This is a genomic window from Streptomyces sp. 2P-4 (genome assembly GCF_030167965.1).
Lineage (GTDB): Bacteria > Actinomycetota > Actinomycetes > Streptomycetales > Streptomycetaceae > Streptomyces > Streptomyces globosus_A.
On record NZ_CP095011.1, the window covers coordinates 3,718,217 to 3,742,844 of the forward strand.

At 70.1% G+C, this 24,628-nt stretch carries 25 protein-coding genes; 10 read left to right on the top strand and 15 right to left on the bottom strand.

The window, feature by feature from the left end:
- The first annotated feature begins 96 nt into the window (after positions 1-96).
- The 3 genes from MUK52_RS16325 to MUK52_RS16335 all read left to right on the top strand — a co-directional run bounded on the left by MUK52_RS16325 (position 97) and on the right by MUK52_RS16335 (position 1,914).
- Positions 97-324: a DUF5326 family protein gene (locus tag MUK52_RS16325; protein WP_114058314.1), complete on the top strand. Its 228-nt coding sequence runs from the start codon at positions 97-99 to the stop codon at positions 322-324.
- A gap of 296 nt (positions 325-620) precedes the next feature.
- Positions 621-1,367 carry an IclR family transcriptional regulator gene (locus tag MUK52_RS16330; RefSeq protein WP_246042752.1) on the top strand — a complete coding sequence of 249 codons (747 nt, stop codon included), beginning with the start codon at positions 621-623 and terminating at the stop codon, positions 1,365-1,367.
- Positions 1,368-1,464: 97 nt separating this feature from the next.
- A complete protein-coding gene (locus MUK52_RS16335; RefSeq protein WP_114058312.1) occupies positions 1,465-1,914 on the top strand; it encodes an SsgA family sporulation/cell division regulator in 450 nt (149 codons plus the stop codon).
- 13 nt (positions 1,915-1,927) lie between these two features.
- On the opposite strand, the gene MUK52_RS16340 is transcribed toward MUK52_RS16335, so the two are convergent.
- A complete protein-coding gene (locus MUK52_RS16340; protein ID WP_502963625.1) occupies positions 1,928-3,325 on the bottom strand; it encodes a YibE/F family protein in 1,398 nt (465 codons plus the stop codon).
- Positions 3,326-3,549: 224 nt separating this feature from the next.
- On the opposite strand from MUK52_RS16340, the gene thiC reads away from it, so the two are divergent.
- Entirely contained in the window at positions 3,550-5,343 is a 1,794-nt protein-coding gene (thiC, locus tag MUK52_RS16345) for a phosphomethylpyrimidine synthase ThiC (protein ID WP_284577446.1), read from the top strand.
- A 234-nt stretch (positions 5,344-5,577) separates the two neighbouring features.
- On the opposite strand, the gene MUK52_RS16350 is transcribed toward thiC, so the two are convergent.
- The 8 genes from MUK52_RS16350 to MUK52_RS16385 form a co-directional block, all read right to left on the bottom strand.
- Complete coding sequence (locus MUK52_RS16350; protein WP_114058309.1) at positions 5,578-6,294, bottom strand: hypothetical protein; 717 nt, start codon at positions 6,292-6,294, stop codon at positions 5,578-5,580.
- A 13-nt stretch (positions 6,295-6,307) separates the two neighbouring features.
- Positions 6,308-6,982 carry a pentapeptide repeat-containing protein gene (locus MUK52_RS16355; protein ID WP_284577448.1) on the bottom strand — a complete coding sequence of 225 codons (675 nt, stop codon included), beginning with the start codon at positions 6,980-6,982 and terminating at the stop codon, positions 6,308-6,310.
- A gap of 74 nt (positions 6,983-7,056) precedes the next feature.
- Entirely contained in the window at positions 7,057-7,293 is a 237-nt protein-coding gene (gene amcA, locus MUK52_RS16360) for a multiple cyclophane-containing RiPP AmcA (protein WP_114058307.1), read from the bottom strand.
- The gene (amcB, locus tag MUK52_RS16365; protein WP_114058306.1) at positions 7,271-8,389 is read right to left on the bottom strand and encodes a cyclophane-forming radical SAM peptide maturase AmcB; all 1,119 of its coding nucleotides are present in this window, start codon (positions 8,387-8,389) and stop codon (positions 7,271-7,273) included. Before amcB ends, amcA begins: the two co-directional genes overlap by 23 nt.
- A gap of 172 nt (positions 8,390-8,561) precedes the next feature.
- Positions 8,562-8,735 (bottom strand): hypothetical protein, encoded by a 174-nt coding sequence (locus tag MUK52_RS16370; RefSeq protein WP_162793321.1) that lies wholly within the window; start codon positions 8,733-8,735, stop codon positions 8,562-8,564.
- On the bottom strand, positions 8,732-8,941 hold the full coding sequence (locus tag MUK52_RS16375; RefSeq protein ID WP_114058305.1) for a hypothetical protein: 210 nt from the start codon (positions 8,939-8,941) through the stop codon (positions 8,732-8,734). The genes MUK52_RS16370 and MUK52_RS16375 overlap by 4 nt, the downstream gene beginning before the upstream one ends.
- A complete protein-coding gene (locus MUK52_RS16380; RefSeq protein ID WP_284577454.1) occupies positions 8,938-9,354 on the bottom strand; it encodes a hypothetical protein in 417 nt (138 codons plus the stop codon). The genes MUK52_RS16375 and MUK52_RS16380 overlap by 4 nt, the downstream gene beginning before the upstream one ends.
- 58 nt (positions 9,355-9,412) lie before the next feature.
- Positions 9,413-10,648, bottom strand: coding sequence for a helix-turn-helix domain-containing protein (locus tag MUK52_RS16385; protein ID WP_114058303.1), 1,236 nt, complete (start codon positions 10,646-10,648; stop codon positions 9,413-9,415).
- Between the two features lie 341 nt (positions 10,649-10,989).
- On the opposite strand from MUK52_RS16385, the gene MUK52_RS16390 reads away from it, so the two are divergent.
- On the top strand, positions 10,990-12,213 hold the full coding sequence (locus MUK52_RS16390; protein WP_284577457.1) for a replication initiator: 1,224 nt from the start codon (positions 10,990-10,992) through the stop codon (positions 12,211-12,213).
- Between the two features lie 129 nt (positions 12,214-12,342).
- On the opposite strand, the gene MUK52_RS16395 is transcribed toward MUK52_RS16390, so the two are convergent.
- The gene (locus tag MUK52_RS16395; RefSeq protein WP_246042750.1) at positions 12,343-13,902 is read right to left on the bottom strand and encodes a recombinase family protein; all 1,560 of its coding nucleotides are present in this window, start codon (positions 13,900-13,902) and stop codon (positions 12,343-12,345) included.
- 73 nt (positions 13,903-13,975) lie between these two features.
- Between MUK52_RS16395 and MUK52_RS16400 the strand changes: the two genes are divergently transcribed.
- Complete coding sequence (locus tag MUK52_RS16400) at positions 13,976-14,110, top strand: hypothetical protein (protein ID WP_281277964.1); 135 nt, start codon at positions 13,976-13,978, stop codon at positions 14,108-14,110.
- Between the two features lie 117 nt (positions 14,111-14,227).
- Here the strand turns inward: MUK52_RS16400 and MUK52_RS16405 are convergent, their stop codons facing one another.
- Positions 14,228-15,364: a glycosyltransferase gene (locus MUK52_RS16405; RefSeq protein WP_246042749.1), complete on the bottom strand. Its 1,137-nt coding sequence runs from the start codon at positions 15,362-15,364 to the stop codon at positions 14,228-14,230.
- Positions 15,365-15,600: 236 nt separating this feature from the next.
- Here MUK52_RS16405 and MUK52_RS16410 point away from each other — a divergent pair, with 236 nt between their 5' ends.
- On the top strand, positions 15,601-16,425 hold the full coding sequence (locus MUK52_RS16410; RefSeq protein ID WP_162793319.1) for a hypothetical protein: 825 nt from the start codon (positions 15,601-15,603) through the stop codon (positions 16,423-16,425).
- 15 nt (positions 16,426-16,440) lie between these two features.
- Here the strand turns inward: MUK52_RS16410 and MUK52_RS16415 are convergent, their stop codons facing one another.
- The 3 genes from MUK52_RS16415 to MUK52_RS16425 form a co-directional block, all read right to left on the bottom strand.
- Positions 16,441-17,271 carry a hypothetical protein gene (locus tag MUK52_RS16415; protein ID WP_114058302.1) on the bottom strand — a complete coding sequence of 277 codons (831 nt, stop codon included), beginning with the start codon at positions 17,269-17,271 and terminating at the stop codon, positions 16,441-16,443.
- 152 nt (positions 17,272-17,423) lie between these two features.
- Positions 17,424-18,635 carry a metallophosphoesterase gene (locus tag MUK52_RS16420; protein ID WP_502963575.1) on the bottom strand — a complete coding sequence of 404 codons (1,212 nt, stop codon included), beginning with the start codon at positions 18,633-18,635 and terminating at the stop codon, positions 17,424-17,426.
- Positions 18,636-18,896: 261 nt separating this feature from the next.
- Complete coding sequence (locus MUK52_RS16425; protein WP_114058301.1) at positions 18,897-20,012, bottom strand: LacI family DNA-binding transcriptional regulator; 1,116 nt, start codon at positions 20,010-20,012, stop codon at positions 18,897-18,899.
- 361 nt (positions 20,013-20,373) lie between these two features.
- Here MUK52_RS16425 and hisC point away from each other — a divergent pair, with 361 nt between their 5' ends.
- Complete coding sequence (gene hisC / locus MUK52_RS16430) at positions 20,374-21,453, top strand: histidinol-phosphate transaminase (RefSeq protein ID WP_284577464.1); 1,080 nt, start codon at positions 20,374-20,376, stop codon at positions 21,451-21,453.
- Positions 21,454-21,531: 78 nt separating this feature from the next.
- Here the strand turns inward: hisC and MUK52_RS16435 are convergent, their stop codons facing one another.
- Positions 21,532-21,900: a cyclophilin-like fold protein gene (locus MUK52_RS16435; protein WP_114058299.1), complete on the bottom strand. Its 369-nt coding sequence runs from the start codon at positions 21,898-21,900 to the stop codon at positions 21,532-21,534.
- 186 nt (positions 21,901-22,086) lie between these two features.
- Here MUK52_RS16435 and MUK52_RS16440 point away from each other — a divergent pair, with 186 nt between their 5' ends.
- Positions 22,087-23,589, top strand: coding sequence for a cytochrome ubiquinol oxidase subunit I (locus MUK52_RS16440; protein ID WP_114058298.1), 1,503 nt, complete (start codon positions 22,087-22,089; stop codon positions 23,587-23,589).
- 18 nt (positions 23,590-23,607) lie between these two features.
- On the top strand, positions 23,608-24,609 hold the full coding sequence (gene cydB / locus MUK52_RS16445; protein WP_284577466.1) for a cytochrome d ubiquinol oxidase subunit II: 1,002 nt from the start codon (positions 23,608-23,610) through the stop codon (positions 24,607-24,609).
- The last annotated feature ends 19 nt before the right edge of the window (positions 24,610-24,628 follow it).

Below are 24,628 nucleotides of genomic sequence, written 5' to 3' on the forward strand. Positions count from 1 at the left end.
GTCCTCGGCCTCCTAGCATCGAGTCAGGAAACACGACCGTACGACGACATGCGACGCGCACGCGGACACGCGGGCGGTAGAGGAAGAGGTCGAGCCATGGACGGCATCCGAGAAACGTTCGCCGGCATGCCCTGGTGGGTGAAGTGGGTTGCGATCCCCCTTCTGGTGCTGTTCGTCTTCGGCGGCGTCATCACAAGCATCCTCGGTGCCCTGATCGGGTTCGCCTTCAAGCTGCTGCTGTTCGTGGCGCTCGTCGGCGGACTGGTCTTCCTGGTGAAGAAGTTCGGCGGGAGCAGCACGAAGTCCTCCTCGCGCGACTGGTAGCGACGGGCGGCGCCGCTGCGGCGGAGCGGCTGCAGGGTCCGCCGAGGTTAACCCGAGTGGGGGAACGTGGGGCATGCGGAAGCTCACGGCGCGCGCGACGGTGGATAGAGTCGCGCCTGTGCCGCTCCTGGGAGCGAACGCCGAAAGCACCGCTGTGACCTGCGGCTACGCCACTCATGGCCCGAGCATGACCCCCAGGACCCGCGGCGTGTGGCGGGGGCGGCCCCCGCAGGGCGGGCCCTCTGGCCCGCCGCCAGGCCTGGGGGTGAGCTGTGTCTCCGGTTCACAATGCCGGTGTGTCCACGCTGATCGGTTCGGTGCAGCGGGCGCTGCGGCTGCTCGAAGCAGCGGGCTCCCACAGCGGGGGAGCCCCGGCGAAGCAGCTCGCGCGTGAGGCCGGCCTCCCGCTGCCCACCGCATACCACCTGCTGCGCACGCTCACCTACGAGGGATACCTGCGCCGCGAGGGCGGCGTGTTCGTCCTCGGGGCCGCGGCCGGACGGCTGGCCGGCGGCGGGGTGCAGCAGAAACGTCGCAGCATGATTCTCGACTCGCTGGCCCACTTCCGCGACGCGGTCGGCGCCCCGGTGTACTTCGCGGTGTTCCGGGACGGGGAGATCGAGGTGGTGGGCGTCTCGGACACGCCCTCCGACCCGGCGGTGGAGGAGTGGGCGGACTTCCGCGCCACCGGCCACGCCCACGCGATCGGGCAGTGCCTGCTGGCCCAGTTGGACGAGGAGACCCGCCGGGACTACTACGACCGGCACCCCGTCGAGGCCATCACGCCGTACACGGTGCGGGACCAGCGCGCGCTGGAGCAGCGCATCGGATCGCTGGGCCGCATGCAGCCGGTGACGGAGCACCAGGAGTACGCGCTGGGCACGGTGTGCGCGGCCATCCCGATCACCGCGGGGGACACCGCGGCGACCATGGCGATTTCTCTCCCCTTGCACCAGGCGGAGAAGTTGCCGTGTGTAGTCGCACGACTACGGAGTGAAGTAGGCGCGCTGTTGAGCACCCTCTCGTTCTCTATCAGTATCTGAAAACTCACTCCTTGTGATCCGCGACAGCTTCCACCACCCTTGTCAAGAGGGTCTCGGGGGGTCATTCCTGGCCACTTCCACGACAGCGGGGTAGGCAATGCGCGAATCGGTTCAGGCAGAGGTCATGATGAGCTTCCTCGTTTCCGAGGAGCTCTCGTTCCGGATCCCGGTGGAGCTCCGGTATGACGCCGGCGACCCGTATGCGGTGCGCCTGACCTTCCACCTTCCCGGGGATGCGCCGGTGACCTGGGCATTCGGGCGGGAACTCCTCCTCGACGGCATCAACAAGCCGTGCGGCGAGGGAGATGTGCACGTCGCCCCCACCTCCCCCGACGAGTTGTCGGACGTCCACATCCGGCTCCAGGTCGGCAGCGACCGGGCGCTGTTCCGGGCCGGCGCCGCCCCGCTCGTGGCCTTCCTCGACCGCACCGACCGGATCGTTCCGCTCGGCCAGGAGCGCAGCCTCGGCGACTTCGAAGGGAGCCTGGAAGAGGCCCTCGACCGGATCCTGTCCGAGGCGCGGCAGAACGAGCAGAACGCGGGCTAGTGCCGCGGCCGGATCAGCGCTTGCGCCGGCGCCCCCGCCCGCCCCGGCCCGCCGCGGGGGCGCCGCCGGCGGCCTGGGAGCCGGGCCGGTCCGCGGAGACGACCAGCGCCGCCAGGGCTGTCGTCACGGGGACCGAGGCCACCAGGCCGATCGACCCCACCAGGGTCCGTACGATCTCCTCCGCGACGAGCTCGCTGTTCGCCACCGACCCCATGCTGCTGTTCGCGATCGAGAACAGCAGCAGCAGCGGCAGCGCCGCGCCCGCGTAGGCCAGGACCAGCGTGTTGACCACCGACGCGATGTGGTCCCGGCCGATGCGAATGGCCGCCAGGTAGACGGCCCGCGGCCCCATCGACGGGTCCGCCTGGTGGAGTTCCCACACCGCCGACGTCTGTGTGACCGTCACATCATCGAGCACGCCCAGCGATCCGATGATGACGCCTGCGAGCAGCAGGCCGCTCATGTCGATCTCCGGGTAGAGGCCGTGGATCAGCCCGGTGTTGTCGTCGGTGTTGCCGCTGAGGAACGCCCAGTCGATGAACACCGAGCCCAGCAGGCCGATCAGCAGCAGGGACACGAGCGTGCCCAGAACCGCGACCGAGGTCCGGGCGGTCAGGCCGTGGCACATGTAGAGGGCGACCAGCATGATCGCACTGGCCCCGATGACCGCCACGAGCAGCGGATTGGCGCCCTGCAGGATCGCCGGCAGGATGAACAGCGTCAGCACGGTGAAGCTGATGGCGAGCGAGATCAGCGCGAACAGCCCGCGCATACGGCCCACCAGGACCACGACCAGCGCGAAGAGGCCGGCGAGCACGGCCAGCGGCAGCTTGCGGTTGACGTCGATGACCGAGTACTGGAGGTCGCGGGGCGCGTCCGGCGCGTACGCCACGACGACCTCCTGCCCCTCGGCCAACTGGCGCGGCGCGCCCGGCTGGACGATCTCGAAGAAGGTCCGTCCCTTGTCGGGCCCGGTGCCGACCTCGACCGTGGCCTTCTTGCAGGAACCGTTCTGCCCGGCGACCGCCTCGCGACCCGACGGCGTGGAGGTGTCGCCGGTCGGCGGCACCTGGGAGGCGTTCACCGATTTGCAGTCGACCCTCTCCACCGCGACCACGCGCGCCTGCTCCGTCTGGCGGTCGAAGCCCACCCCGGAGCGCTCGTGCGCGGGAGCGCCGTTCGGCCAGAGCACGGCCATGCCGACGAACACGGCGGCGGCGAACGGGATCAGCACGGCCGCGATGACCTTGCGCAGGTGCTTCGAGACGGGCGCCGCCGGCCCGTGCGCGTGGCTGTGCACGTGCCCGTGGCCGTGGGAGTGGCCCGGTTCGGGGGAGCGGCCGCGGCCGTTCGGCGCGCGGCCGTCCGAGGGCGGGGGCTCGTGCGGATCGGTGGGCTCGCCGGAGGGCATCGTCGAGGGCGTCACCGGCTGATCATCGCAAGAGATGAGGGGGCCCACTGTTCAGCACGCCACAGATGACGCTAGCGTGGGGGCACCTTTGCACAACGCGGGAGCTCGGAGCACCGGGCTGAGAGGGCGCTGATCACCGTACGCGCGGACATGCGTACGGGAGGAGGCTGCGCCGACCGCCGAACCTGTTACCGGGTAATGCCGGCGTAGGGAGATCAGGTCTCATGACCATTCAGGACGCACGCACGCCTGCCGCCGGCCGGGACGCCGACGGCCAGACCGAGCGCCAGCCGGGCTGGCACAAGGGTTATGTCGCGGGCTCCCGCCCCGACATCCGCGTGCCGGTTCGCCAGGTCCACCTCACCAACGGCAAGGACGTGACGCTCTACGACACGTCCGGGCCGTACACCGACCCGCAGATCGAGACGGACGTGCGCCGCGGGCTGCCGCCGCTGCGCGAGAACTGGATCATCGGCCGCGGCGACACGGAGGAGTACGCGGGCCGCCCGGTGCGCCCCGAGGACGACGGCATCAAGCACACGTCGCCGCGCGGGGGCCTCAAGAACCTCGACGCGGTGTTCCCCGGCCGCCCGCGCCTGCCCCGACGGGGCCGCGGAGGCCAGGCAGTCACGCAGCTCGCGTACGCGCGCCGCGGCGAGGTCACCCCGGAGATGGAGTACGTCGCGATCCGCGAGAACGTCTCCCCCGAGGTCGTGCGCGAGGAGATCGCGGCGGGCCGGGCCGTGCTGCCGGCCAACGTGAACCACCCGGAGATCGAGCCGATGATCATCGGCAAGCGGTTCCTGGTGAAGGTCAACGCCAACATCGGCAACTCCGCCGTCACCTCCTCCATCGAGGAGGAGGTCGAGAAGATGACCTGGGCCACCCGCTGGGGCGCCGACACGGTGATGGACCTCTCCACCGGCCGCAACATCCACACCACGCGCGAGTGGGTGCTGCGCAACTCCCCCGTGCCGATCGGCACCGTGCCGCTCTACCAGGCGCTGGAAAAGGTCGACGGCAAGGCCGAGGAGCTGACCTGGGAGATCTACAAGGACACGGTCATCGAGCAGGCCGAGCAGGGCGTCGACTACATGACGGTCCACGCCGGCGTGCTGCTGCCGTACGTCCCGCTGACCGCCCGCCGCAAGACCGGCATCGTCTCCCGCGGCGGCTCGATCATGGCGGCGTGGTGCCTGGCGCACCACAAGGAGAACTTCCTCTACACGAACTTCGAGGAGCTCTGCGAGATCCTCGCGGCGTATGACGTCACCTACTCGCTCGGTGACGGCCTGCGCCCCGGTTCCATCGCGGATGCCAATGACGCGGCGCAGTTCGCGGAGCTCAAGACGCTCGGCGAGCTGAACACGATCGCCAAGCGCCACAACGTGCAGACCATGATCGAGGGTCCCGGGCACGTACCGATGCACAAGATCAAGGAGAACATCGACCTCCAGCAGGAGATCTGCGAGGAGGCGCCGTTCTACACGCTCGGCCCGCTGACCACGGACGTGGCACCGGCCTACGACCACATCACCTCGGGCATCGGCGCCGCGATGATCGCCTGGTGGGGCACGGCCATGCTCTGCTACGTCACGCCCAAGGAGCACCTGGGGCTGCCCAACCGCGACGACGTCAAGACGGGCGTCATCACGTACAAGATCGCGGCCCATGCGGCCGACCTGGCCAAGGGCCACCCGGGCGCCCAGGAGTGGGACGACGCCCTGTCGGACGCGCGGTTCGAGTTCCGGTGGGAGGACCAGTTCAACCTGGCCCTCGACCCGGACACGGCGCGCGAGTTCCACGACGAGACCCTCCCGGCCGAGCCGGCCAAGACCGCGCACTTCTGCTCCATGTGCGGTCCGAAGTTCTGCTCGATGAAGATCAGCAGAAGCATCACAGAGCAGTTCGGCGGTGAAGCGGACGCCACTCCGGAGGAGGTCGAGGCCGGGATGCTGGAGAAGTCGAAGGAGTTCGCGGCCTCGGGTAACCGTGTGTACCTGCCGCTGGCTGACTGACCTGCGTAAATAGGGCTGACCGACGGCATCCGGGGGGAGTCGTCGGTCAGCCTTCGTTTGTTCTGTGGACTGATCTTCAGACGATAGATCGTCCTTCAGCACATGGTCCCCGGTTCCGCCACTTCGAACCGGGACCATGTGTGTCAGCCCCTCCGGCCGGCGCCCCAGGCCAGACGACCTGAAGCGGTAGTCCACCCGCGCGGGGTCGATGTGACCGAGGTGGCGGCGTCGCGATCAGACGAGGGACGGCAGGGTGCCGCGCTGCCAGCGGCCGAGCCAGAAGGCCATGGCCGACGGCTGGTCCTGGTTATCGGTGGAGCCGTCGTGTAGCAGGTACTCCGTGGGGGCGATGTAGCCCTCGCCGGGTGCAAGTCGGATCCGGATGCATCGGATGGGGTGCCCTGCGGCGACGTGGGCGCGGTAGTCGTCCGTGCTGGGGCAGCGGTACGCATAGTCCTCGGGGTGGACTGCCCGGCAGACGGCTTGGGCGTCGAGGGCGCCCAGAAGGATGTACCGGGTTCCGGGGCCCAGATTGAGGGCGAGGCGGCGTCGGCCGGTCGTCTTCTGCCCGTAATTGAGCTTGTCCCAGTTGTCGAGATGGAGGCCGATGAGGCGGCCGTCCTGGTAGTTCTCGGTGGTGGTGATCATGTCGGGCTTGGCGAGGGCCTGACCCAGGTACTGGGCCTGTTCGTCGCCTATCTGCTGTGCCAGGTCTTCCAGCTTCCCGCCGTTCGGTGCTGGCGGCCGGACGATCTCCACCAGCGTGCTCGGCGGGGTCCACGGCGGGGCGTTCAGCGCTTGGGCGGCAGACTCGCTGAGCGGCTGCCACAGCCCGGACGGTACGACCGCCCCGTCTTCGAAGGCGGGATCCCCGATGACGGTGCGGACCGCAGCGACGTCGCACCGCCCCCGCAAGCCGCCCCGGTCGGTGAAGGCTACGTGTAAGGGCACTGGTCCTCCTGGCTCAGTCGTCGCCGAGGGTCATGTCGAGTTCGTTCACGAGGGCCTGGGCGATGTCGCTCTGCTGGACGTGCCCGATGCGGATCTTGGACAGGTTGGAGACGCCGCGGATTGTCGAGAGATCGTTGCCGCGCAGGTCGGTGTCCCGGTAGCGACCGGTGCCGAACTCGGTGAGCCTGAACGTGCATTCGGAGAACACGACGTCGGACAGGTCGCAGTCGGTGAATGTGGCCTCGGTGAAGGTGCAGCCGGCGAACGCGACGGGCCCCGTTGCTCGGACCTTTTCGAAGGTCGCGTAGTCGAATTTGCAGCCTTCGAACAGCACGTCATCGAGCACCAGGCCGTCCAGGGCGGCCCCCATCAGCTTGCAGTCGCGGACGAGCGTGCGGGTCAGCTTGCTCTCGTTCCAGCGGACCGCCCCGAGGTCGCTGCCGGTGATTTCCACCCCGTGCAGGTTCAAGGCCTCGAACTCGACCCGCTTGGAGCGCAGGCCCGTGATGCGGCCGGTGACGAGCTGGGTATCTGCAAGGCCAAGCGCCCGCAGGTCGGCGTCACCGAACGTGAAGTCCTGGAGGGCGCCGCGCGGGCTGTCGAGGGTGTCGACGGTCGAGAGGTATAGGCCGGGCTCGTCCAGGTCGGGCGTGGTGACGGTGACGTGGCCGAAGGTGCGGGTGGCCATGGTGTGCTCCTCCTTGGTGGTGCCGGGGCGGCCCTGCGCGGCTGACAGGGCCGCCCCGTTCGGTGTGGGCGGCGCTACTTGTTCTTCCAGTTGTCCCAGGTGGGCCTGTTGTCGAACACGGGGGTGGGGTTGTCCCACGTCGGCCGGTTGTCGAACGTGGTCGCGGACAGGTAGTTCTCGAAGTCGGCGTTGCTCCAGGTGTTTCCCCAGCGCGCGATGGCGGCGGTGCCGGCGGCCTCCAGCAGAGACGTGAATCCCGGTGCCGAGTCCATCACGAGCGTGGTGGCGTCAGGGGCGGTGTGTGCGGACATGTCGCGTCACTCCTTCAAGTAGGGCGATCTTCGAGGTGGTGCAGTACGAGGTACGGGTGCCGTCCATGCGGCCCCCGTGCTCGAAGTACCGGTTCGCGGGGTGTGCACCTCCGCAGAAGGCGAAGGTGGGGCAGGTGGCACGGCAGGCGTCCACGCCGTCCCAGAACTCAGTGATCCAGGGGGTGCGCTCCTCGGCTTCGGCTACCAGAACGTCCAAGTCGTCCTTGAGCACGTTGCCGGTGGTGAAGTCACCGAACCGAGGGTCGGTGAACCCGGCCAGCTCCGGGGAGAGCATGACCACGCCGCCGTCATGGGCGACGGTCGGCAGCGGATCCCACGGCGAGGACGCGGGCATGGGGGCGGTCTCGTGGCCCTGTAGGACGGCACCGGCGAAGTTGAGTACGCGCTGCACCTCGCGCAGCCGTATGACGGGGTTACCGTGCCAGGCATCCGTGAGGGCCGCCCAGAACTCGGACGCCCGCACGGGGTCGGCGTCCTTGGAGCCGGTGTTGACTCCCTCTTCCTCTTCGACGTTGACGCCGAGGGTGGTCACGCCCAGCTCGGCGAAGAACTCGTAGAAGCGGGCGGCGTCGGCCGGGTCGGGATCGGAGACCACAGCGATGGCGGAGTAGGGGATGCCGTGGTGCCGTAGTCGCTCGATTCCCCGCATGGTGACGCGGAATCCCGGGTGGCCGGCGAGGGTGATGCGGTGGGTGTTCATGTCCGCGGGGCCGTCGATGCTGACGCCCACGTGCACGTCGTGCTCCAGCAGGAACGCGCACCATGCGTCATCTATGAGTGCGGCGTTCGTCTGCACGGAGTGCTTCACGCCCCTGAATGGGGCCATGAGGGCCGTCAGGTGCTCGCGGCCGGTGGCCAGCGGCTCGCCGCCGTGCCACACCACCTCGAACGCCGGATCGTCGGCAGCCCACGGGTTGACGGACGTGGCCACGGCCTCGGCGACGGCCACCGGCATCAGGTTCTTCATCTTCCGGAACGGCAGGTAGCAATACGTGCAGTCCATGGGGAGGCACTGCGTGGTCGGCTGCATGATCACGGACCGGGGGACGGTCGCGAGCCGTAAGGCACTGTGCATCGTGCTCCTCTCGGTGTGAGCGAGTGGTGTGTGGATGGCGCCGGGGGTGCATGGGGGATCAGAACCCCCGGCGCCGTGCTCCGCCCGGCTGGCGCGGGAAGGGGCGGGCGGAGTGGTGCCCCCACCCGGGTGGTGCCTGCGCGACCACCAGGGCGGGGAGCTTGTGGGTCGCCTACGAGGGCGGTTCGACGTCCGGCACGGTGGCCGGAGGGGGTGTACTCGCCGACTGGTCCAGGTTCAGGACCTGGCCGCTGAGGACGATGGCGGGACCAGCGAGACCGATCAAGAGGAGGGAGGCGATCATGCCCCAGCCGGGCGGCGGTAACTCCCCTGGGCGGGCGTTCATCGGGGGTCCGCCTCGCGTAGGGCCTGATGGTCGGCTACGACCCATTCCCGGCCGCCGCCCTCGGGCCGCAAGAAGATCGCGCGGGGGATGGCCCTCCGTGTGGTGGGATCGACCCACTCGCCGATGAACTGCACGATCCCCTCGCGGTCTTCGGCGGGGTCCAGGACCCGGGCACCCTCGTGCAGCCAGCGAGGCAGGCGGCTCATGCGGTACTCCCGGCCTGGTCGTCCTCGTCGGCCGACTTCGAAAATCGCTCCATGCCCCGCTCGGCACGGGCCCGCAGGCCCGGACTGGGGTCGGGACTGCTGGATGCGTCCCAGGGCGCGTACTCCGGCTGACCCTGGGGCTCGTTGGCGGGCGGCCGGCGGGGGATGGACTGTGGGGCCGCGTCCTCGGCAGGCACGAGGGTGTCGAGACTGGCGGACCAGCCCGCGACGCCGCCGCCCTCGGGACACAGGCGGTAGACCGTGGTGCCGGTGTCGTTGGGGACGTCTATGACCACACCCGTGCGGGAGGTGGCGGTGTCGTACGCGAGATCGCCGCGCAGGGGCCAGCGGGGGTCAGTATCGTCTGCCTGCCGTCGTACGCGGTCATGGTCAGTGCGACGCGTAGAGGTCATGTAGCGGACCGTATGCAGCCCGCTACCCACGAATATGATTCTGTGGAATACCCGCAGATCAATCCAGCGAAAAACGTCCGGTCATGCCCCGCAGCCGCTGGCGGGTAGCGACCCGCTCGGCATAGACGATCTTCCGTAGAGTCGCCCGAGCGACGGGGTGATTGCGGACGAGCTGGGGGGCGATGCGCTCGGCGGTCTCCAGCTCGGTCAGGGCCTGGTCCCGGTTGCCGTCCCACAGCCACGCGCGGGCCAGGTCCATGTGGTGGTGCCCGAGACGGGAGTTCGGCAGAACCGAAATGTGTGCGGGGTCCGCCTCACGGTTGAGGCGAAGCGCCTTCGTCTGGTCGCTCATCTCCAGGGCGGCACTGACGCTGTGGATGATGACGTTGCCGAGGCTGAACGTGACCGAGTGCCGATCATGGATCTCGGGTCCGACGTAGGAGTTGACCCGCTCGCCCGCGGTCCGGGCCAGGGCGATGCGTTCGTCCGACCCGGCTGGGTTCCCTGCCCGGGCGCAGGAGATCGCGGCCCGCAGGTGCAGGGCGCCCCACATGCGCAGGGCGAGTGGGTCACCGGCTTCGTATTCCGTCTCGATGCCGGCGAGGGCCTTGTCCCCGAGGGCGAGCGCGTCGTCCCAGTCGGCGGAGGCCCATGTGTCCCACATCCGCATCCAGAGCGCCATTGCGGGCATCACCGGGTCGCCGGAGAGCTGCGCCGACCACGTCGCCCGCTCGCAAGCCATGGCGACCAGCTCGGGGTGTCCGAGGGCGTGGGCGGCGGTGTGCGCGAACTTGCATGCCACCGCGTAGATCGCGAACGCCTCTTCACGCTCATGGCCGGTGGACACCTCGGCGAGGGCGCGGGCCTCCCGCAGCATGTCCGGCAGCTCGGCCAGCACAGCGCCGTTCGCCGCCGCGTCCCGCAGGCGGAGCAGACGCTTCATGTCCTGCCACAGCACCTCGGACGGGCGCGGGGTACCGTCGAAGACGGGCGTCAGGTCGTAGCGGCGCAGTTCCCGCAGGATCGAGGCTGCCGAGACCTGCCACTTGGTCTCGGCTCCGCCGCCTGTGTAGGGGCGCTCGATCAGGGTGTTTGGGTGGCAGTGCAGGGCGGCGGCCACGGCGTTGATCAGCCCGGCCCGGTCCAGCTCGATCCGGCCCTTCTCCAGCTTGGACACCCAGCCCTGAGTCCGCCCGAGCGCTGCGGCGAGATCGGCCTGAGTCATCCCGACGGAGAGCCGCTGACGCCGTACCCGCTGTCCGATTCGCTCTTGCTCCTCGATGTACCCGCTCACACCCACCACCCCGATCTGAGACCACGCTTCTGACGCGAAGGTACCGCTGACACGCGACGGGCGGCGGGCCTTGACCAAGGGATCTCAGAATGCTCAGGCTCGCCTTCGGCGGTGCGATGGGATGGCGATAGCCGACATGCGGAGGACCTGACGGGGGTCCGTCCTCCGGCCCCGTCCCCCGCTCATCCGAACGCCTGATCGGCGCCTCCTACATGAGCCCCGGCACACCCCCTCCGCGCTGGAACTCGCGTGCGTCAACTCCGTTCCTGCTTTGGCAGTTGGCGATGACTGCCGCACCTGTGCATCGCGGTCGGCCGGAGCGGCTTTGGCCGGTGTCCTGTTTGGGTTGGGGTCGGGCATGTTCAGGGGGCCACGCCGCCGACACGTTCCACCTCGTCCGCGCCGGACTGTGCGGCGGCAAGAACGTCCCCGAAACCGTCCGCACGCACCCCCGCGTGTTCCTCACCCTCACCGCCCCCTCCTTCGGCCCGGTCCACAACCGCCCCACCACCAACACCGGCAAGCCCTACCCCTGCCGCTGCGGAACCTGGCACCCCGAGGGCGCCCCAGAGGTTGGTACCCCACTCGACCCGAAGACGTACGACTACACGGGGGCCGTGCTGTGGAACGCCCACGCGGGCGCGCTGTGGGCACGCTTCACCCTCAACCTGCGCCGGGCGCTGGCCGCGCATCTGCACATGACGCAGAAGGCCATGAAAGAGGTGCTGCGGGTCTCCTTCGCGAAGGTCGCCGAGTATCAGCAGCGGGGCTTGGTCCACTTCCACGCGGTCGTGCGCTTCGATGGCCCCGACGGACACACCAGCGCCCCGCCGGCCTTCGCCACCGTGGCCGCCCTCAACGAAGCCATCGGGACTGCCGTCGAAGCAACCGCGCTCGCGGTGGTCTCCGACACGGTGGGGGACCATGAGATCCGCTGGGGCAGGAAGTTCGATGTCCGGGAGATCACCGCACTCGGTGACGGCGAACTCACCGACGTCGCTGTTGCCGGGTACGTCGCGAAGTACGCCACGAAGAGCGCTGAGGACTCCGGCACCGTGGACCGGACGATGGTCTGCCGTACCTGCTCCGGCCGTGGCACTGTCGGCGGCACGATCCGCGACCTGTGCCCCGACTGCCACGGCACCCGCCAGGCAGAGCCGATCAAGAACCTTCGGGTACAGAGCCACGTCCGGCAGATGATCCGTACCGCCTGGGACCTGGGCGGCCTGTCCGAATTCGCAGACCTCAAGCTCTGCAAGTGGGCACACATGCTCGGCTTCCGCGGCCACTTCTCCACCAAGTCCCGCGCCTACTTCACCACCCTCGGCGCACTCCGCGATGTCCGCCGCGCCTGGCGCACTGCTCAGGCAGAGGCCGCCCGCGCGCGCTCCGGCCACCCCGCCCCCGGCCCGGACACCGTGCTCGTCACCGAGTCCTCCTGGGCCTACCTCGCCTCCGGCTACCGCCCCGGCGAAGAACTCCTCGCCAACCAGACACGCCACGAAATCAACCAAGCCCGCGCCGACAAGGAACGGGCCAAGACCGAAGGGGAGGTATGGGCATGAGCTGCGCAGCTCAGACGCTCACCTGTGACGAAGCCAAGGTGGACGCCTGGATCGAACGGTGCGTCTGCGACGCGCCCCCGCTCGGGGACGCTCAGCTTCGCCGGATCGGGGACATCCTCGGCGTCACCCTTACGCGGAAGCCGACCGCCACACCGGCCTGAGCTGCGTCACGTCGAACGGCTTCCGGCCCTTTCCACCCGGCTCGGCTATCACGGCGAGCAACGCATTCTGGATCATCTCCCGCTTCTGCGTCAGCGTCTTCGCCTCCCACTCCGTATCTATGTCGGCCGTCGCAGCCTCGGCTGCCGCGACCATCGCGAGGTGCTTGGCCTGGTCGGCCCGCAGCTCCTTCACCAACTGGTCCATCGGCGAGAGATTGCGGAAGAACGTCTCGTCATCAATCTGGCCCGTCTGCCAGCGCTGCTCAAGAGCGCGGCGGCGGGCCACAGCCGATTCCAACTCCTCGTCCCGGGTCCACTCCGGCACGTCCTTGGCGGCTGCGGCGGCATCCCGCTTGAGCTTGGCCCTGACAAGGGTCGAGACGTGCTTGTCCGTCTCGTCGCCGCGCTTGTACGTCTTGTTGCAGCCGCCATCTACGGTCTTCTTGCACAGGTACCCGTGGCTGTAGCTGACCCAGTCGTTTGCCTTCACGCCGGTCATCTTGTTGTTGCAGGCCGTACCGTCCTCCCGAACGGCGCCGCACCGGAGCACACCTGTCAGCAGGTACTTGTGGACGACACCGCCGGGTGACTGGCCCTTGCCCCGGCCTCGCTCCCTGATGGTGGCGACCACGGCGAACCACTCCTTCGGCGTGACGATCGCCTCCCACTCGCCGACGACCGGTTGCCCGTCCTCGTCGCGCACCAGTTCTCCGACGATCTCGCGGTATCCGCAGAGCCGGGCGTTCAGCAGCACCTGCTTCACGGTGGCGTACTGGAACGCGTTACCCCGGCTGGTGGTGAACCCGGCTTCCTTCCACTGGGCCGTCACCTCGCTGAGGGACGCCCCTGCGAGCACGTCTTTGACCGCCTTCCGGATGGCGTCGGCCTCCGCCGGCCGGAGCGATACCTTGTCGTCGTCCCAGCCGAACGGCCGCCACGCGGACACCGACTGTCCGCGGATCGCGCGGTTGCGGTGGCTGGTGCGGCTTCGGCGCTGCTTCTTCCGCGTCTCGGCGAGGGACATGGCCACCCCCACCAGTCCCTTGACCTCGAAGCCCTCGGCGTACAGGTCCTGGTGTCCGTTGGAGTCGTAGTAGACCCGATCGGGGTGGGCCGTGAAGGCGCGGAGGTACCTTTCCCAGTCCCCCGGGCGCCGGTAGAGCCGGTCATCGTTGATCGCCATGACACCGTGGATGGGGTAGCCCTCCGGCGTCCGGCCCGCCGTGAGGTCCGTGAGCATCTGCTCGAAGTCGTCGCGCACGACTTCTTCCTTGCTCGCGCTCTTGTCGTTGTCGGTGTACCGGTAGACCACCAGCCATTCGAAGCCGTTGGCCTTCTCGCCAAGCTCGCGGTGCTGGTCCTCGATGCCGTGTGCGTCCTTGGCTCGGCCGTCGAACGAGATGCGGGCGTAGCAGACCACGCACCTCATCTTCGGGTTCGCGGCGAGCATCGCCATGACCTCGGGCACGCTCGGCACCTCGGCCGGCACCCCGCGCAGCTTGCTGACTACCTCGTCTCTCGTGGCCACTGGCCCCACTCTGCTTCCTGACGGAACGGAGCCAGCAATCTAGCATGTGGCACTTCTAGTTAAGTTCTGCTCGATGAAGATCTCGCAGGACATCCGCCGCGAGCACGGCGGAGACCTGAAGGCCGAGGAGATCCAGGCGGGCATGGCCGAGAAGTCCGCCGAGTTCGCGGCGAGCGGCAACAGGGTGTACCTCCCGCTCGCGGACTGACCCCCGCCGGACCGACGGGGCGGACCCGCGACCCATGGGGGGGAGCCGCGGGCCTGCCCCGCGCCGTCGTCCCGGCGGTCCCCGGGGCCGCCGGTCGGGCGACCCGGGTGAGGCGGCTCAGACCCCGGTCGGCTGCCGGGGCGATGTTTCACGTGAAACAGGATCAGGAGAGCCGCCGCCCGCCAGCGCGAAGCCGCGGTTCGCCTCGGTCTGCCGGCGGTAGACCTCCGGCAGGTCGGGTAGCGCCAGCAGGCGGTCGCAGGCGCGCAGCGAGGCGTCCATGTCGCCGACCCAGTACGCCGTGATGGAGTGCTCGAAGAGCAGTCCCCAGCGGTACACCCAGGGGTGCACGAACAGCAGGTCCGGCGGGGCCGGCCGGTCCAGGACCGCGGTGGTGACCGCGTGTGCGGCGTGGTGGCGGCCCTGCACCCGAAGCCGCGCGGCCAGTTCGTAGCAGGCCTCCAACCGGGTCGGCCGGGTTTCCCAGGCCCGGGTGAGGGCGTCCATCGCGCCGGGCCAGTCACCGGACTCGGCGCGCAGGACGCCGGACTGGAGCAGGGCGTAATAGACCTCCTCCTCCCAGCCGCCCATGGCGGCGCGCTGCTCGTAGAGCCGGATGGCCTCGGCGGTCTCCCCCATGTCCCGCATCGTCTGGGCGAGGTAGAAGACCGCCCGCGTGTTGGAGGGGTCCCGCTCCAGCTCGGCCCCGAGCAGCCGGGCGTCCCGCTCGAACTTGTCGTGGCGAGAGCCGCCGTCCGCGTGGTCCACGATGGAGAGCGCGTCCAGGTTCTCCTGCACGCCCGGGCGGTCCTCGTACTCGCCGGGGCGGTCGCAGGTCAGGTACTCGTGAGTGGCCCCCTCGTAGCGCCACGGCAGGTCGCCGCGGACCAGCCGTTTGATCCGGTACTCCGTCGGGCCCTCGTGGCGCAGCATGTACGACTGCGCCGTGAGTTCGGGCAGCGGGCCGTTGCGCCGCAGGACGAGGTCGGCGTCGAGGAGCAGGAGGTAGTCGGCCTTGCCGCGGGCGTGCGCGATGTTGAGGCTGCGGTTGTGGCCGAAGTCGGTCCAGGGCTCCTCGTGCAGCTCGCCCGGGATGCCGTGCAGCGCCTTGCGGATGAGGTCCTGGGTGCCGTCCGTCGACCCCGTGTCGGAGATGACCCAGGTGTCGACGAGGTCCCGCACGGAGTCCAGGCAGCGCTCGATGACGGCGGACTCGTTCTTCACGATCATGCAGAGGCAGATGGTCGGCTTCACGGCCGCCGACCCTAGGGACGTGCCACCGCCTCCACGGGGCGGCACGCCGGACGGCGGCCCCGGGCGGCTGCCCCGCCCGCGGCCAAGTGGCCCTTTGTGCTCGTCCGTTTTAATGACCGGCGGGCGAGCCGGGCTGCGGCGGCGGAGGGGCCTGCACAGAGTGTCTCCTCGCGGAGTCCGCGTTCGCGTGAGGGCTTCGGGAAGGCATTCGATCCCATGTGCAGGAGGAGCGCTACATGAGTTCTGAGGACAGGACCCGATCGTCGCTGGGGCCGCTGCCCCGCCGGGCGGGCTGGCTGGCCGGCGGCACCTTCGCCTCCCTGGCGCTGGTCATGGGTGCGGCCGTCGCCGCCCCTGCCGCCGTGGGAGCCCCGCAGCCCTCCGGCGCGGTGGTGTCGGACACCGGCGACCACTGCGACCTTGCGACGGCGAACAAGGCGACGGACCCGCCGGCGGTCTCTGCCCAGCCCGCGGGCGGTGACAAGTGCAAGGTCGGGCCCACCGGTCCGCGCGGTCCCAAGGGCAAGACGGGCGCCACCGGGCCGACGGGTCCGACAGGTCCGACGGGACCGGCCGGTACCGGAGCCACCGGTGCGACCGGTGCGACCGGTGCGACGGGCCCGACGGGCGCCACCGGCCCCCAGGGCGCCAGCGGCCAGTGCTTCGACGTGGACGCCGTCCGGCCTGCGGCGGCCCGCGAGGTCAAGGCGGTGCTCGCCGACACGGTCACCTACGCCGGCATCCGCGACCTGACGCCTGCCCCCACCCCGTGGCGCTGGTACGACCTGACGGACACCGGCGAGACGTACCCGACGGACGCCTGCGCCGTGTCGGTCTCCTCACAGGCCAACATCGTCAACATCGAGGTGCTGACCACCGGCGGGGAGATCTACGAGACGAGCTGCACCATCAACCCGGGCACACCGGACGCTCTCACCTGCAACGAGGTGTGGACGGCGGCGGACCCGCAGCCGGCCGCCGGGGCCAACGGCCTCGCCCGGTTCGCGAACAAGTCCCTCTCACCGCAGGACATGAACCTCCGTCCGGCAGACGTGAACTAGAGCAGCTCCGCTCCGTCAGAGCGGCTCGCGGCTCGCGCTGCCGAACCCCGGACTGCCGAACTCCGGGCCGCTGAAGTCCGGAGCGGTGTAGCCGGGCCGCGCCCCCTGCGCAGGGGACCGCGGACTGCTGAAGTCGGGCCGGGTGTATCCCAGATCGGGGATGCGCCCGGCCGTCGGCGTGCCGGGCGCGGCATGCTCCGGCCCCGCGCCGGGGGCGGCCAGGGCGTCCCGCAGGAACGGCAGGATGCCCCGCTCCAGCAGCGCCTGCCGCCAGGCCTCGCGGGCCAGGGAGACCTCGTCGGGCGCGGCCCGGTCCTCGTCCCCTGCCACGACCTCCGTCGCCCGGTTCCGCAGGGCCGTCACCAGCAGCCCGACGACCGCGCCGAGCAGGGTGACCGCCGTCAGTGCCCCGAAGAACCACCCCGCCGTCAGCAGGGTGTCCGCGAGGGCGGGTTCGGGCTCGATCGCCTTCAGGACGTAGCCGACCAGCAGGAAGATGAGCATGGCGGCGGCTGCGAGGACCGGCGCCAGGACCGCGACGACGGCGCTGAGCCCGGCGCCGCTCTCCTCCGGGGCGTCCCCGGAGCCTCCCGACCGCGGCGTCGAGCGGATCTCCGTGCGTCGTGCATCGCGCACCTGTACGAAGCGGTCGTACTCGGCCGCTGCCGCGGCGGTCAGCAGGGCGCTGGCCCCGACCGCCATGGCCCGCAGTTGTCCGGCGCTCAGCCGCTCGCCGAGCGCGGCGAGCTCGGGCCGCTCGTGTGCGGTGCGCAGCGCCTCGTCGAGGAGCCGGTCGAATTCGGGGCGGTCCTCGGCCAGCAGGTGCGGAGCGCTGTTCATGTGCATCCCCCGATGTTCCGTGGCGGCCGGTTTCCCCGCGTGGATTCGGGGTCAGCCGGCGCAGACGGAGGAGAGCCTGCTACGGACAGAGCGATGGTAGAGGGCCCATGCCGCGCCGTGACAGGGGGTTTCGCGAATTGCCCCGCTCGTGACAAGCGTCAGTCGGCGAGCGGCAGTTGCTGCACCAGGAGCTTGCCGGCCATGGTGACGCCGCCGTCCATCGCGATGGCGAGCCCGTCCGCGTACACGTGGGGGCCGTGCACCTCGGGGCCGCGGGACTCGTCGCCGTCCTCGGTGCCGACCTCGCCGAGCAGGTACGGGATGGGGCTGTGGCCGTGCACGATGCGGCTGCCCCCGTAGGTGGAGAGGAGCTCGCGGACCGCCTGGGGGCCCGTCTCCTCGTCGCGGAAGGCGAACCGCTTGGTGAACTTGCGGAACAGGTCCCAGGTGATGTCGGCGTCGTTCCGGTTGAGCAGCTCGTGGATGGTGTCGTTGACGTCCTCGACGGAGTCGCCGTAGTCGAGGTATGCGGTCGTGTCCGAGTGCAGCAGCAGGTGGCCGTCCTCGAGGACGGCGGCGTCCAGCCGCGACATCCACTGGAGGTGGACGTCCTCCAGGCGCTCCATGTCGGTGCGCTGGCCGCCGTTGAGCAGCCAGGCCGCCTGGAACGTCGCGGTGCCGGCGCCCGAGGCGACGGGAGTGTCGCCGAACCGTTTGGCGCCGATGAGCAGCAGCTCGTGGTTGCCCATGAGGGCCTTGCAGTAGCCGCCGGCGGCGGCGGCCTCGGCGGAGAGCCGCATGACCAGGTCGATCACGCCGATGCCGTCGGGCCCGCGGTCGGTGAAGTCGCCGAGGAACCACAGGCGGGCGTTGCCTGCGGACCAGCGCCGGTCGGCGTCGATGAGGCCCTGCGCCTGCAGCTCGGCGACGAGCTCGTCGAGGTAGCCGTGGACGTCGCCGACGACGTAGAGCGGCCCGGGCCCGGTCGGGGAGTCCTGGGGGGCGTACTGGACCTGGACGGTGTCACCCGGGCCGCCGACGGCCGCGCGGGTGATGACCGGCAGGTCGCGCTGGGTGGGCGTGTAGTCGGCGTGGCCGCTGCCCTGCGCGGGCGCCCCGCCGGCCGGCGGCACGGCCGGGGCCGGCGGCACGGCCGGGGCCGGCGGCGGGGCCGGGGCCGGCGGCGGGGCGGGGGCGTGCGCCGGTGGCGCGGGCGGGGGCGGGGGCGGCGCGGATCCCGGCGCGGGCTCGCCGTAGTAGGCGGGGTACTCGCCGTAGACGGGTGCATCCTCGGGACGTCCTGCGGGCGCGCCGTACGGATGGGACTCGTCGACCGGCACCCGGAAGTCCCGCAGCGTCTCCGTCCGCATCGCGGGTCCCTGACCGGCCCCCTGAGTCATCGACCCCTCCACCACCGTCGCGCTGCCGTACACCTGCGGATCCCCCTGGCCTCCGGGTCGGAGGATCCGTGATGTCGTGCGCCCATCATAGGAATGCGGCTCGCGCTGTGTGACGCACCAGGGGTGGTGAATCCTGTGCGGAACCGATCGTTCCTGCCGCTTTCTCCCGAAATCGGCACTGTCGAATTGCGCGGCGGGGCCCCCGGCCCCGCCTGCAGGGAGGAGCGGCGGTCAGTCCTGGGCCGGTGACCTGGGCGCACTGACCGTGGTCCGGGGCCTCCTGCGCTGCGACGACGTGCGGACGATCAGCTCCGTGGGGACGACCTGCTCGACGGGCCCGCCGGTGTGGACGCCCTCGATGGCGTCGATGAGGAGCTGCACCACTGCGGTGCCGATACGGCGCGGCTTGAGGGAGAGCGTCGTGATCGGCGGCTCGGTGTTGGCGTACACGGTGGACTCGCTGCAGCACACGAGGAGCAGGTCCTCGGGGACCCGCAGCCCGTAGCGGCGGGCGGCGGCCAGCAGGTCGGTCCCGTTGGGGTCGAAGAGCCCGTAGACGGCGTCGGGGCGGTCGGGGCGGGCGAGCAGGCGGTCGGCCGCGACGGCGCCGGCGCACGGGTCGTGGGCGGGGTAGGACTCGTAGACGGGGTCCTGGCCGGTGCGCTGGCACCAGTTGAGGTAGGCGGTGGTGGAGAGCCGGGTGTAGGTGTCCGTGGTGGTGCCGGTCAGCAGCCCGATGCGGCGGGCGCCGGCGGCGGCGAGGTGGTCGAGGAGGTTGAGGACGGCCGCCTCGTGGTCGTTGTCCACCCAGGCGGTGACGGGCAGGGTGCCGGCGGGGCGGCCGTCCGAGACCACCGGGAGGCCCTGGCGTACGAGCTCGCTGACGACGGGGTCGTGGTCCGAGGGGTCGATCACGACGGTGCCGTCGAGGGCGACGTTGGACCACACGTCGTGCCGGGAGGTGGCGGGGAGGATGACGAGGGCGTAGCCGCGGGCGAGCGCGGCGGAGGTGGCGGCTCTGGCCATCTCTGCGAAGTAGGCGAACTCGGTGAAGGTGAAAGGTTCATCCCCGTACGTGGTCACGGTCAGGCCGATGAGGCCGGACTTGCCGGTACGGAGGGTGCGGGCGGCGGCGGATGGGCGGTAGCCCAGCCGGTCGGCGACCTCGCGGACGTGGCGGCGGGTGGCGTCCGGCAGCCGCCCCTTGCCATTGAGCGCGTCGGAGACGGTCGTGATCGAGACGCCCGCTGCGGCGGCCACGTCCCTGATGCCGGCCCGGCCCTGTCGGCCGGCGGCCCGCCGGGTGGTCTCGGTCCGGCTCACCTGGTGCTTCCCTGCTGCTGTCATGGCGAGCCGATAGTAGGGCGCGGTACGGCAGGGGGGCCGGGTGCATATGCACGCGTTGACAGGCACGTTTCTGCATGGTTCTAACCGTTCAATGACCATGGAAACAAAGGCATTTGTCCGCGTGGGGTGAGCTGGGCCTTTGTCGTCGGGTACGGGCATGCCAAAACGGACGCGCCCGCGCGCTGCACCAACTCACCTGTACGAGGGATGCGCGCCACGGCGCAGGCCACCGGCGCACGCATATATGCGTGCGCTCCCCCGCAATCCAGGCGCGGCCATTTTCGGGACGGCGGAATCCTCATAAGGTGAGCAGTATTGAGTCGACGGCGACGTCGGACGGGATGGTCGAGGAGGACCCCAGGTGAGCGAGAAGAGCCCGAAGCTGCGCGCCGAGCTGGACGGCATTCCGACCTACAAGCCGGGCAAGCCCGCCGCCGCAGGCGGCGCCGTCGCGTACAAGCTGTCCTCGAACGAGAACCCCTACCCGCCGCTGCCGGGCGTGCTGGAGAGCGCGGTGGTCGCCGCCGGCCGGTTCAACCGCTACCCCGACATGGCGTGCACCGACCTGGTGAACGAGCTCGCCGAGCGGTTCGGCGTCCCGGTCGACCACATCGCCACCGGCACCGGCTCCGTCGGCGTGGCCCAGTCTCTGATCCAGTCGACCGCCGGTCCCGGTGACGAGGTCGTGTACGCCTGGCGGTCCTTCGAGGCCTACCCGATCATCACGCAGATCTCGGGCGCGACGTCCGTGCAGGTGCCCCTGACCGACGGGGACGTGCACGACCTCGACGCGATGTACGAGGCGATCACGGAGCGGACCCGCCTGATCTTCGTCTGCAACCCGAACAACCCCACCGGCACGGCGGTGCGCCGCGCCGAGCTGGAGCGCTTCCTGGACCGGGTGCCGTCGGACATCCTGGTGGTCCTCGACGAGGCGTACCGCGAGTTCGTCCGCGACACCGAGGTGCCCGACGGCATCGAGCTCTACCGCGACCGCCCCAACGTGTGCGTGCTGCGCACGTTCTCCAAGGCGTACGGCCTGGCCGGCCTGCGCGTCGGCTTCGCGGTGGCGCACGAGCGGGTGGCCGCGGCGCTGCGCAAGACGGCGGTGCCGTTCGGCGTCAGCCAGCTGGCCCAGGACGCGGCGGTCGCCTCGCTGCGTGCCGAGGACGAGCTGATGGGCCGGGTCGGTGCGCTGGTGTGCGAGCGGGACCGCGTTCACGAGGCGCTGCTCGGCCAGGGCTGGACGGTGCCGGACACGCAGGCGAACTTCGTGTGGATGCGGCTGGGCGAGCGTACCGCCGACTTCGCGGCGGCCTGCGAGAAGGCCGGTGTGGTGGTCCGGCCCTTCGTGGGCGAGGGCCTGCGGGTCACGATCGGCGAGCCCGAGGCGAACGACCTCTTCCTGCACACGGCGGAGGCCTTCTTCAAGCAGATGTAGCGCCCGCGGGCGGAGCGCTCGGGGGTGCGGCGCCGCCCGGAGGGCCGATGCACGCGCCGCAGGGCGGAGGCTTACGCCCTATGCGAGCTCCACCCGGACGGGGTCGCCGGCGCGGAGGGTGGCCAGCAGGCGCGGGTCGCCGTCGAAGGAGCCGAGCACGTTGCAGGGGCTCGCAAGGCGGCACTCGCCGCTGCGCGAGATGGGCGTGGGGCCGTAGGGGAGCGCGAGGGCATCCCCTTCGGTCCAGAACGCGACGGTGCCCGGCTCGACGACCTGCCGTGCGCCGGATTCCAGCGCGACGCTGACGCCGGTGTCGAAGTAGACCTCCTCGCCCCAGGTGTGGGCCGAGGCGGATATAGGGAGCGCCTCGACCAGCGCCTTGCTGGTCGGGGTCTCCTCGAGGGTTGCGGTGAGGTGGCCGGCGGGCCAGGAGATGCGAATCTTCATGCGCGTTATTCAACAATCTGTTGAATCCATCCGCCAGGGGGACCCCGGCTGAAAGTCGCCGAAAGGGATGAGCCATAATGCTTGTGAATGTGAACGCGTTCACAAGCTCGCCTGCTTCCTCCCGGTATCGGCGGAAGCGGACGGGTCGGAAGCGGCCATCCACGGCGACCTGAAGGAGATGACGACGTGGACGTAGCTTTGGCGCCGGAGACACTGGCGCGCTGGCAGTTCGGCATCACGACCGTCTACCACTTCCTCTTCGTCCCCCTCACGATCTCCCTCGCCGCGCTGGTCGCGGTCCTCCAGACGGCCTGGGTGCGGACCGAGAAGGAGAAGTACCTCAAAGCCACGAAGTTCTGGGGCAAGCTCTTCCTGATCAATATCGCGATGGGCGTCGTCACCGGCATCGTGCAGGAGTTCCAGTTCGGCATGAACTGGTCCGACTACTCGCGGTTCGTCGGCGACGTCTTCGGCGCCCCGCTGGCCTTCGAGGCCCTCATAGCCTTCTTCTTCGAGTCGACCTTCATAGGCCTGTGGATCTTCGGCTGGGACAAGCTGCCCAAGAAGATCCACCTCGCCTGCATCTGGATGGTCTCGATCGGCACGGTGCTCTCCGCCTACTTCATCCTCGCGGCGAACTCCTGGATGCAGCACCCGGTCGGCTACCGCATCAACCCGGAGAGCGGACGCGCCGAGCTGACCGACTTCTGGCTGGTCCTGACGCAGAACACCACCCTCGCCCAGGTCTTCCACACCCTCACCGCGGCCGTCCTGACCGGCGGCGCCTTCATGGTCGGCATCGCCGCCTTCCACCTGATGCGCGGCAAGCACATCCCGGTGATGCGCACCTCGCTGCGGCTCGGCCTGGTGGCCGTCGTCATCGGCGGCGCGCTCGTCGCCGTGAGCGGCGACGTGCTGGCCAAGGTCATGTTCAAGCAGCAGCCCATGAAGATGGCCGCCGCCGAGGCCCTGTGGGACGGCGAGGAGCGGGCCCCCTTCTCGGTCTTCGCCTACGGGGACGTGGACAAGGGCCACAACAAGGTCGCCATCGAGGTGCCCGGCCTCCTCTCCTTCCTCGCCGACAGCCGCTTCGACTCCTTCGTCCCCGGCATCAACGACGTCAACAAGGCCGAGCAGGAGAAGTACGGCCCCGGCGACTACCGGCCGAACATCCCGGTCGCCTACTGGGGCTTCCGCTGGATGATCGGCTTCGGCATGGCCTCCTTCGCCATCGGCGCGGTCGGCCTCTGGCTGACCCGGCGGAAGTTCCTGCTGCCGGCCGCCCTGCGGACCGGCGAGGACGAACGGCCGCACCTGGTCCTCTTCCGCACGCCCCTCGGCGCCCGGCTGACCCGCCTGTACTGGCTCGCCGGGGTCTGGACGCTCGGCTTCCCGCTGATCGCCAGTTCCTGGGGCTGGATCTTCACCGAGATGGGCCGCCAGCCGTGGGTCGTCTACGGGGTGCTGCGCACCCGGGACGCGGTCTCGCCGGGCGTGTCCCAGGCCGAGGTGCTCACCTCGATGGCGATCTTCACCGCCCTCTACGCCGTACTCGCCGTCATCGAGGTCAAGCTCCTGGTCAAGTACGTCAAGGCCGGCCCGCCCGAGCTCACAGAGGCCGACCTCAACCCGCCCACCCGGATCGGCGGGGACGGCACCTCCGACCGGCCGATGGCCTTCTCGTACTGAGGCTGAGGGGATCCCGCCATGCAACTCCACGACGTCTGGTTCGTGCTCATCGCCGTCCTGTGGACCGGCTACTTCTTCCTTGAGGGCTTCGACTTCGGCATCGGCGTCCTGACCAAGCTCCTGGCCCGCGGCCGCACCGAGAAGCGGGTCCTGATCAACACGATCGGGCCCGTGTGGGACGGCAACGAGGTCTGGCTGCTCACCGCGGGCGGCGCGACGTTCGCAGCCTTCCCCGACTGGTACGCCACCCTGTTCTCCGGCTTCTACCTGCCGCTCCTCGCCATCCTGGTATGCCTGATCATCCGGGGTGTCGCCTTCGAGTACCGGCACAAGCGGACCGAGGAGCGGTGGCAGGCCAACTGGGAGCACGCGATCTTCTGGACCTCCCTGCTCCCCGCGTTCCTGTGGGGCGTGGTGTTCGCCAACACCGTGCGCGGCGTGGAGATCGACCAAAACAAGGAGTACGTCGGCGGCGTCCTCGACCTGTTCAACGCATACTCCGTGCTCGGTGGCCTCGTCACCCTGGCCCTGTTCACCTTCCACGGAGCCGTCTTCGCCGCGCTCAAGACCGTGGGCGGCATCCGGGACCGGGCGCGCGCACTGGCGACCCGCCTGGGCGTCGCCACCGCGGTGGCGGCCGTCGGCTTCCTCGGCTGGACGCAGGCCGCGCACGGCGACGGCACCAGCCTGGTCGCCCTGGCCGTCGCCGTGGCAGCTCTGGCCGGGGCGCTCGGTGCCAACATCGCGGGGCGGGAGGGCTGGTCGTTCGCCCTGTCCGGCGTCACCATCGCGGCGGCCGTTGCGATGCTCTTCCTGACGCTCTTCCCGAACGTGATGCCGTCCTCGCTGGACGACGCCTGGAGCCTCACGGTCACCAACGCGGCGTCCAGTCCCTACACGCTCAAGATCATGACCTGGTGTGCGGCGGTGGCCACCCCCGTCGTCCTGCTCTACCAGGGATGGACCTACTGGGTGTTCCGCAAGCGGATCGGCACGCAGCACATCGCCGACGCGCACTGAGCCCGATCCGGGTGGGGCG

Coding starts and splice junctions, on each gene's coding strand:
- MUK52_RS16325 (WP_114058314.1), top strand. CDS start 97: ATGGACGGCATCCGAGAAACGTTCGCCGGCATGCCCTGGTGGGTGAAG.
- MUK52_RS16335 (WP_114058312.1), top strand. CDS start 1,465: ATGCGCGAATCGGTTCAGGCAGAGGTCATGATGAGCTTCCTCGTTTCC.
- MUK52_RS16340 (WP_502963625.1), bottom strand. CDS start 3,325: ATGCCCTCCGGCGAGCCCACCGATCCGCACGAGCCCCCGCCCTCGGAC.
- thiC (WP_284577446.1), top strand. CDS start 3,550: ATGACCATTCAGGACGCACGCACGCCTGCCGCCGGCCGGGACGCCGAC.
- MUK52_RS16355 (WP_284577448.1), bottom strand. CDS start 6,982: ATGGCCACCCGCACCTTCGGCCACGTCACCGTCACCACGCCCGACCTG.
- amcA (WP_114058307.1), bottom strand. CDS start 7,293: ATGTCCGCACACACCGCCCCTGACGCCACCACGCTCGTGATGGACTCG.
- amcB (WP_114058306.1), bottom strand. CDS start 8,389: ATGCACAGTGCCTTACGGCTCGCGACCGTCCCCCGGTCCGTGATCATG.
- MUK52_RS16370 (WP_162793321.1), bottom strand. CDS start 8,735: ATGAACGCCCGCCCAGGGGAGTTACCGCCGCCCGGCTGGGGCATGATC.
- MUK52_RS16375 (WP_114058305.1), bottom strand. CDS start 8,941: ATGAGCCGCCTGCCTCGCTGGCTGCACGAGGGTGCCCGGGTCCTGGAC.
- MUK52_RS16380 (WP_284577454.1), bottom strand. CDS start 9,354: ATGACCTCTACGCGTCGCACTGACCATGACCGCGTACGACGGCAGGCA.
- MUK52_RS16400 (WP_281277964.1), top strand. CDS start 13,976: ATGAAGATCTCGCAGGACATCCGCCGCGAGCACGGCGGAGACCTGAAG.
- MUK52_RS16410 (WP_162793319.1), top strand. CDS start 15,601: ATGAGTTCTGAGGACAGGACCCGATCGTCGCTGGGGCCGCTGCCCCGC.
- MUK52_RS16415 (WP_114058302.1), bottom strand. CDS start 17,271: ATGCACATGAACAGCGCTCCGCACCTGCTGGCCGAGGACCGCCCCGAA.
- MUK52_RS16420 (WP_502963575.1), bottom strand. CDS start 18,635: ATGCGGACGGAGACGCTGCGGGACTTCCGGGTGCCGGTCGACGAGTCC.
- MUK52_RS16425 (WP_114058301.1), bottom strand. CDS start 20,012: ATGACAGCAGCAGGGAAGCACCAGGTGAGCCGGACCGAGACCACCCGG.
- MUK52_RS16435 (WP_114058299.1), bottom strand. CDS start 21,900: ATGAAGATTCGCATCTCCTGGCCCGCCGGCCACCTCACCGCAACCCTC.
- cydB (WP_284577466.1), top strand. CDS start 23,608: ATGCAACTCCACGACGTCTGGTTCGTGCTCATCGCCGTCCTGTGGACC.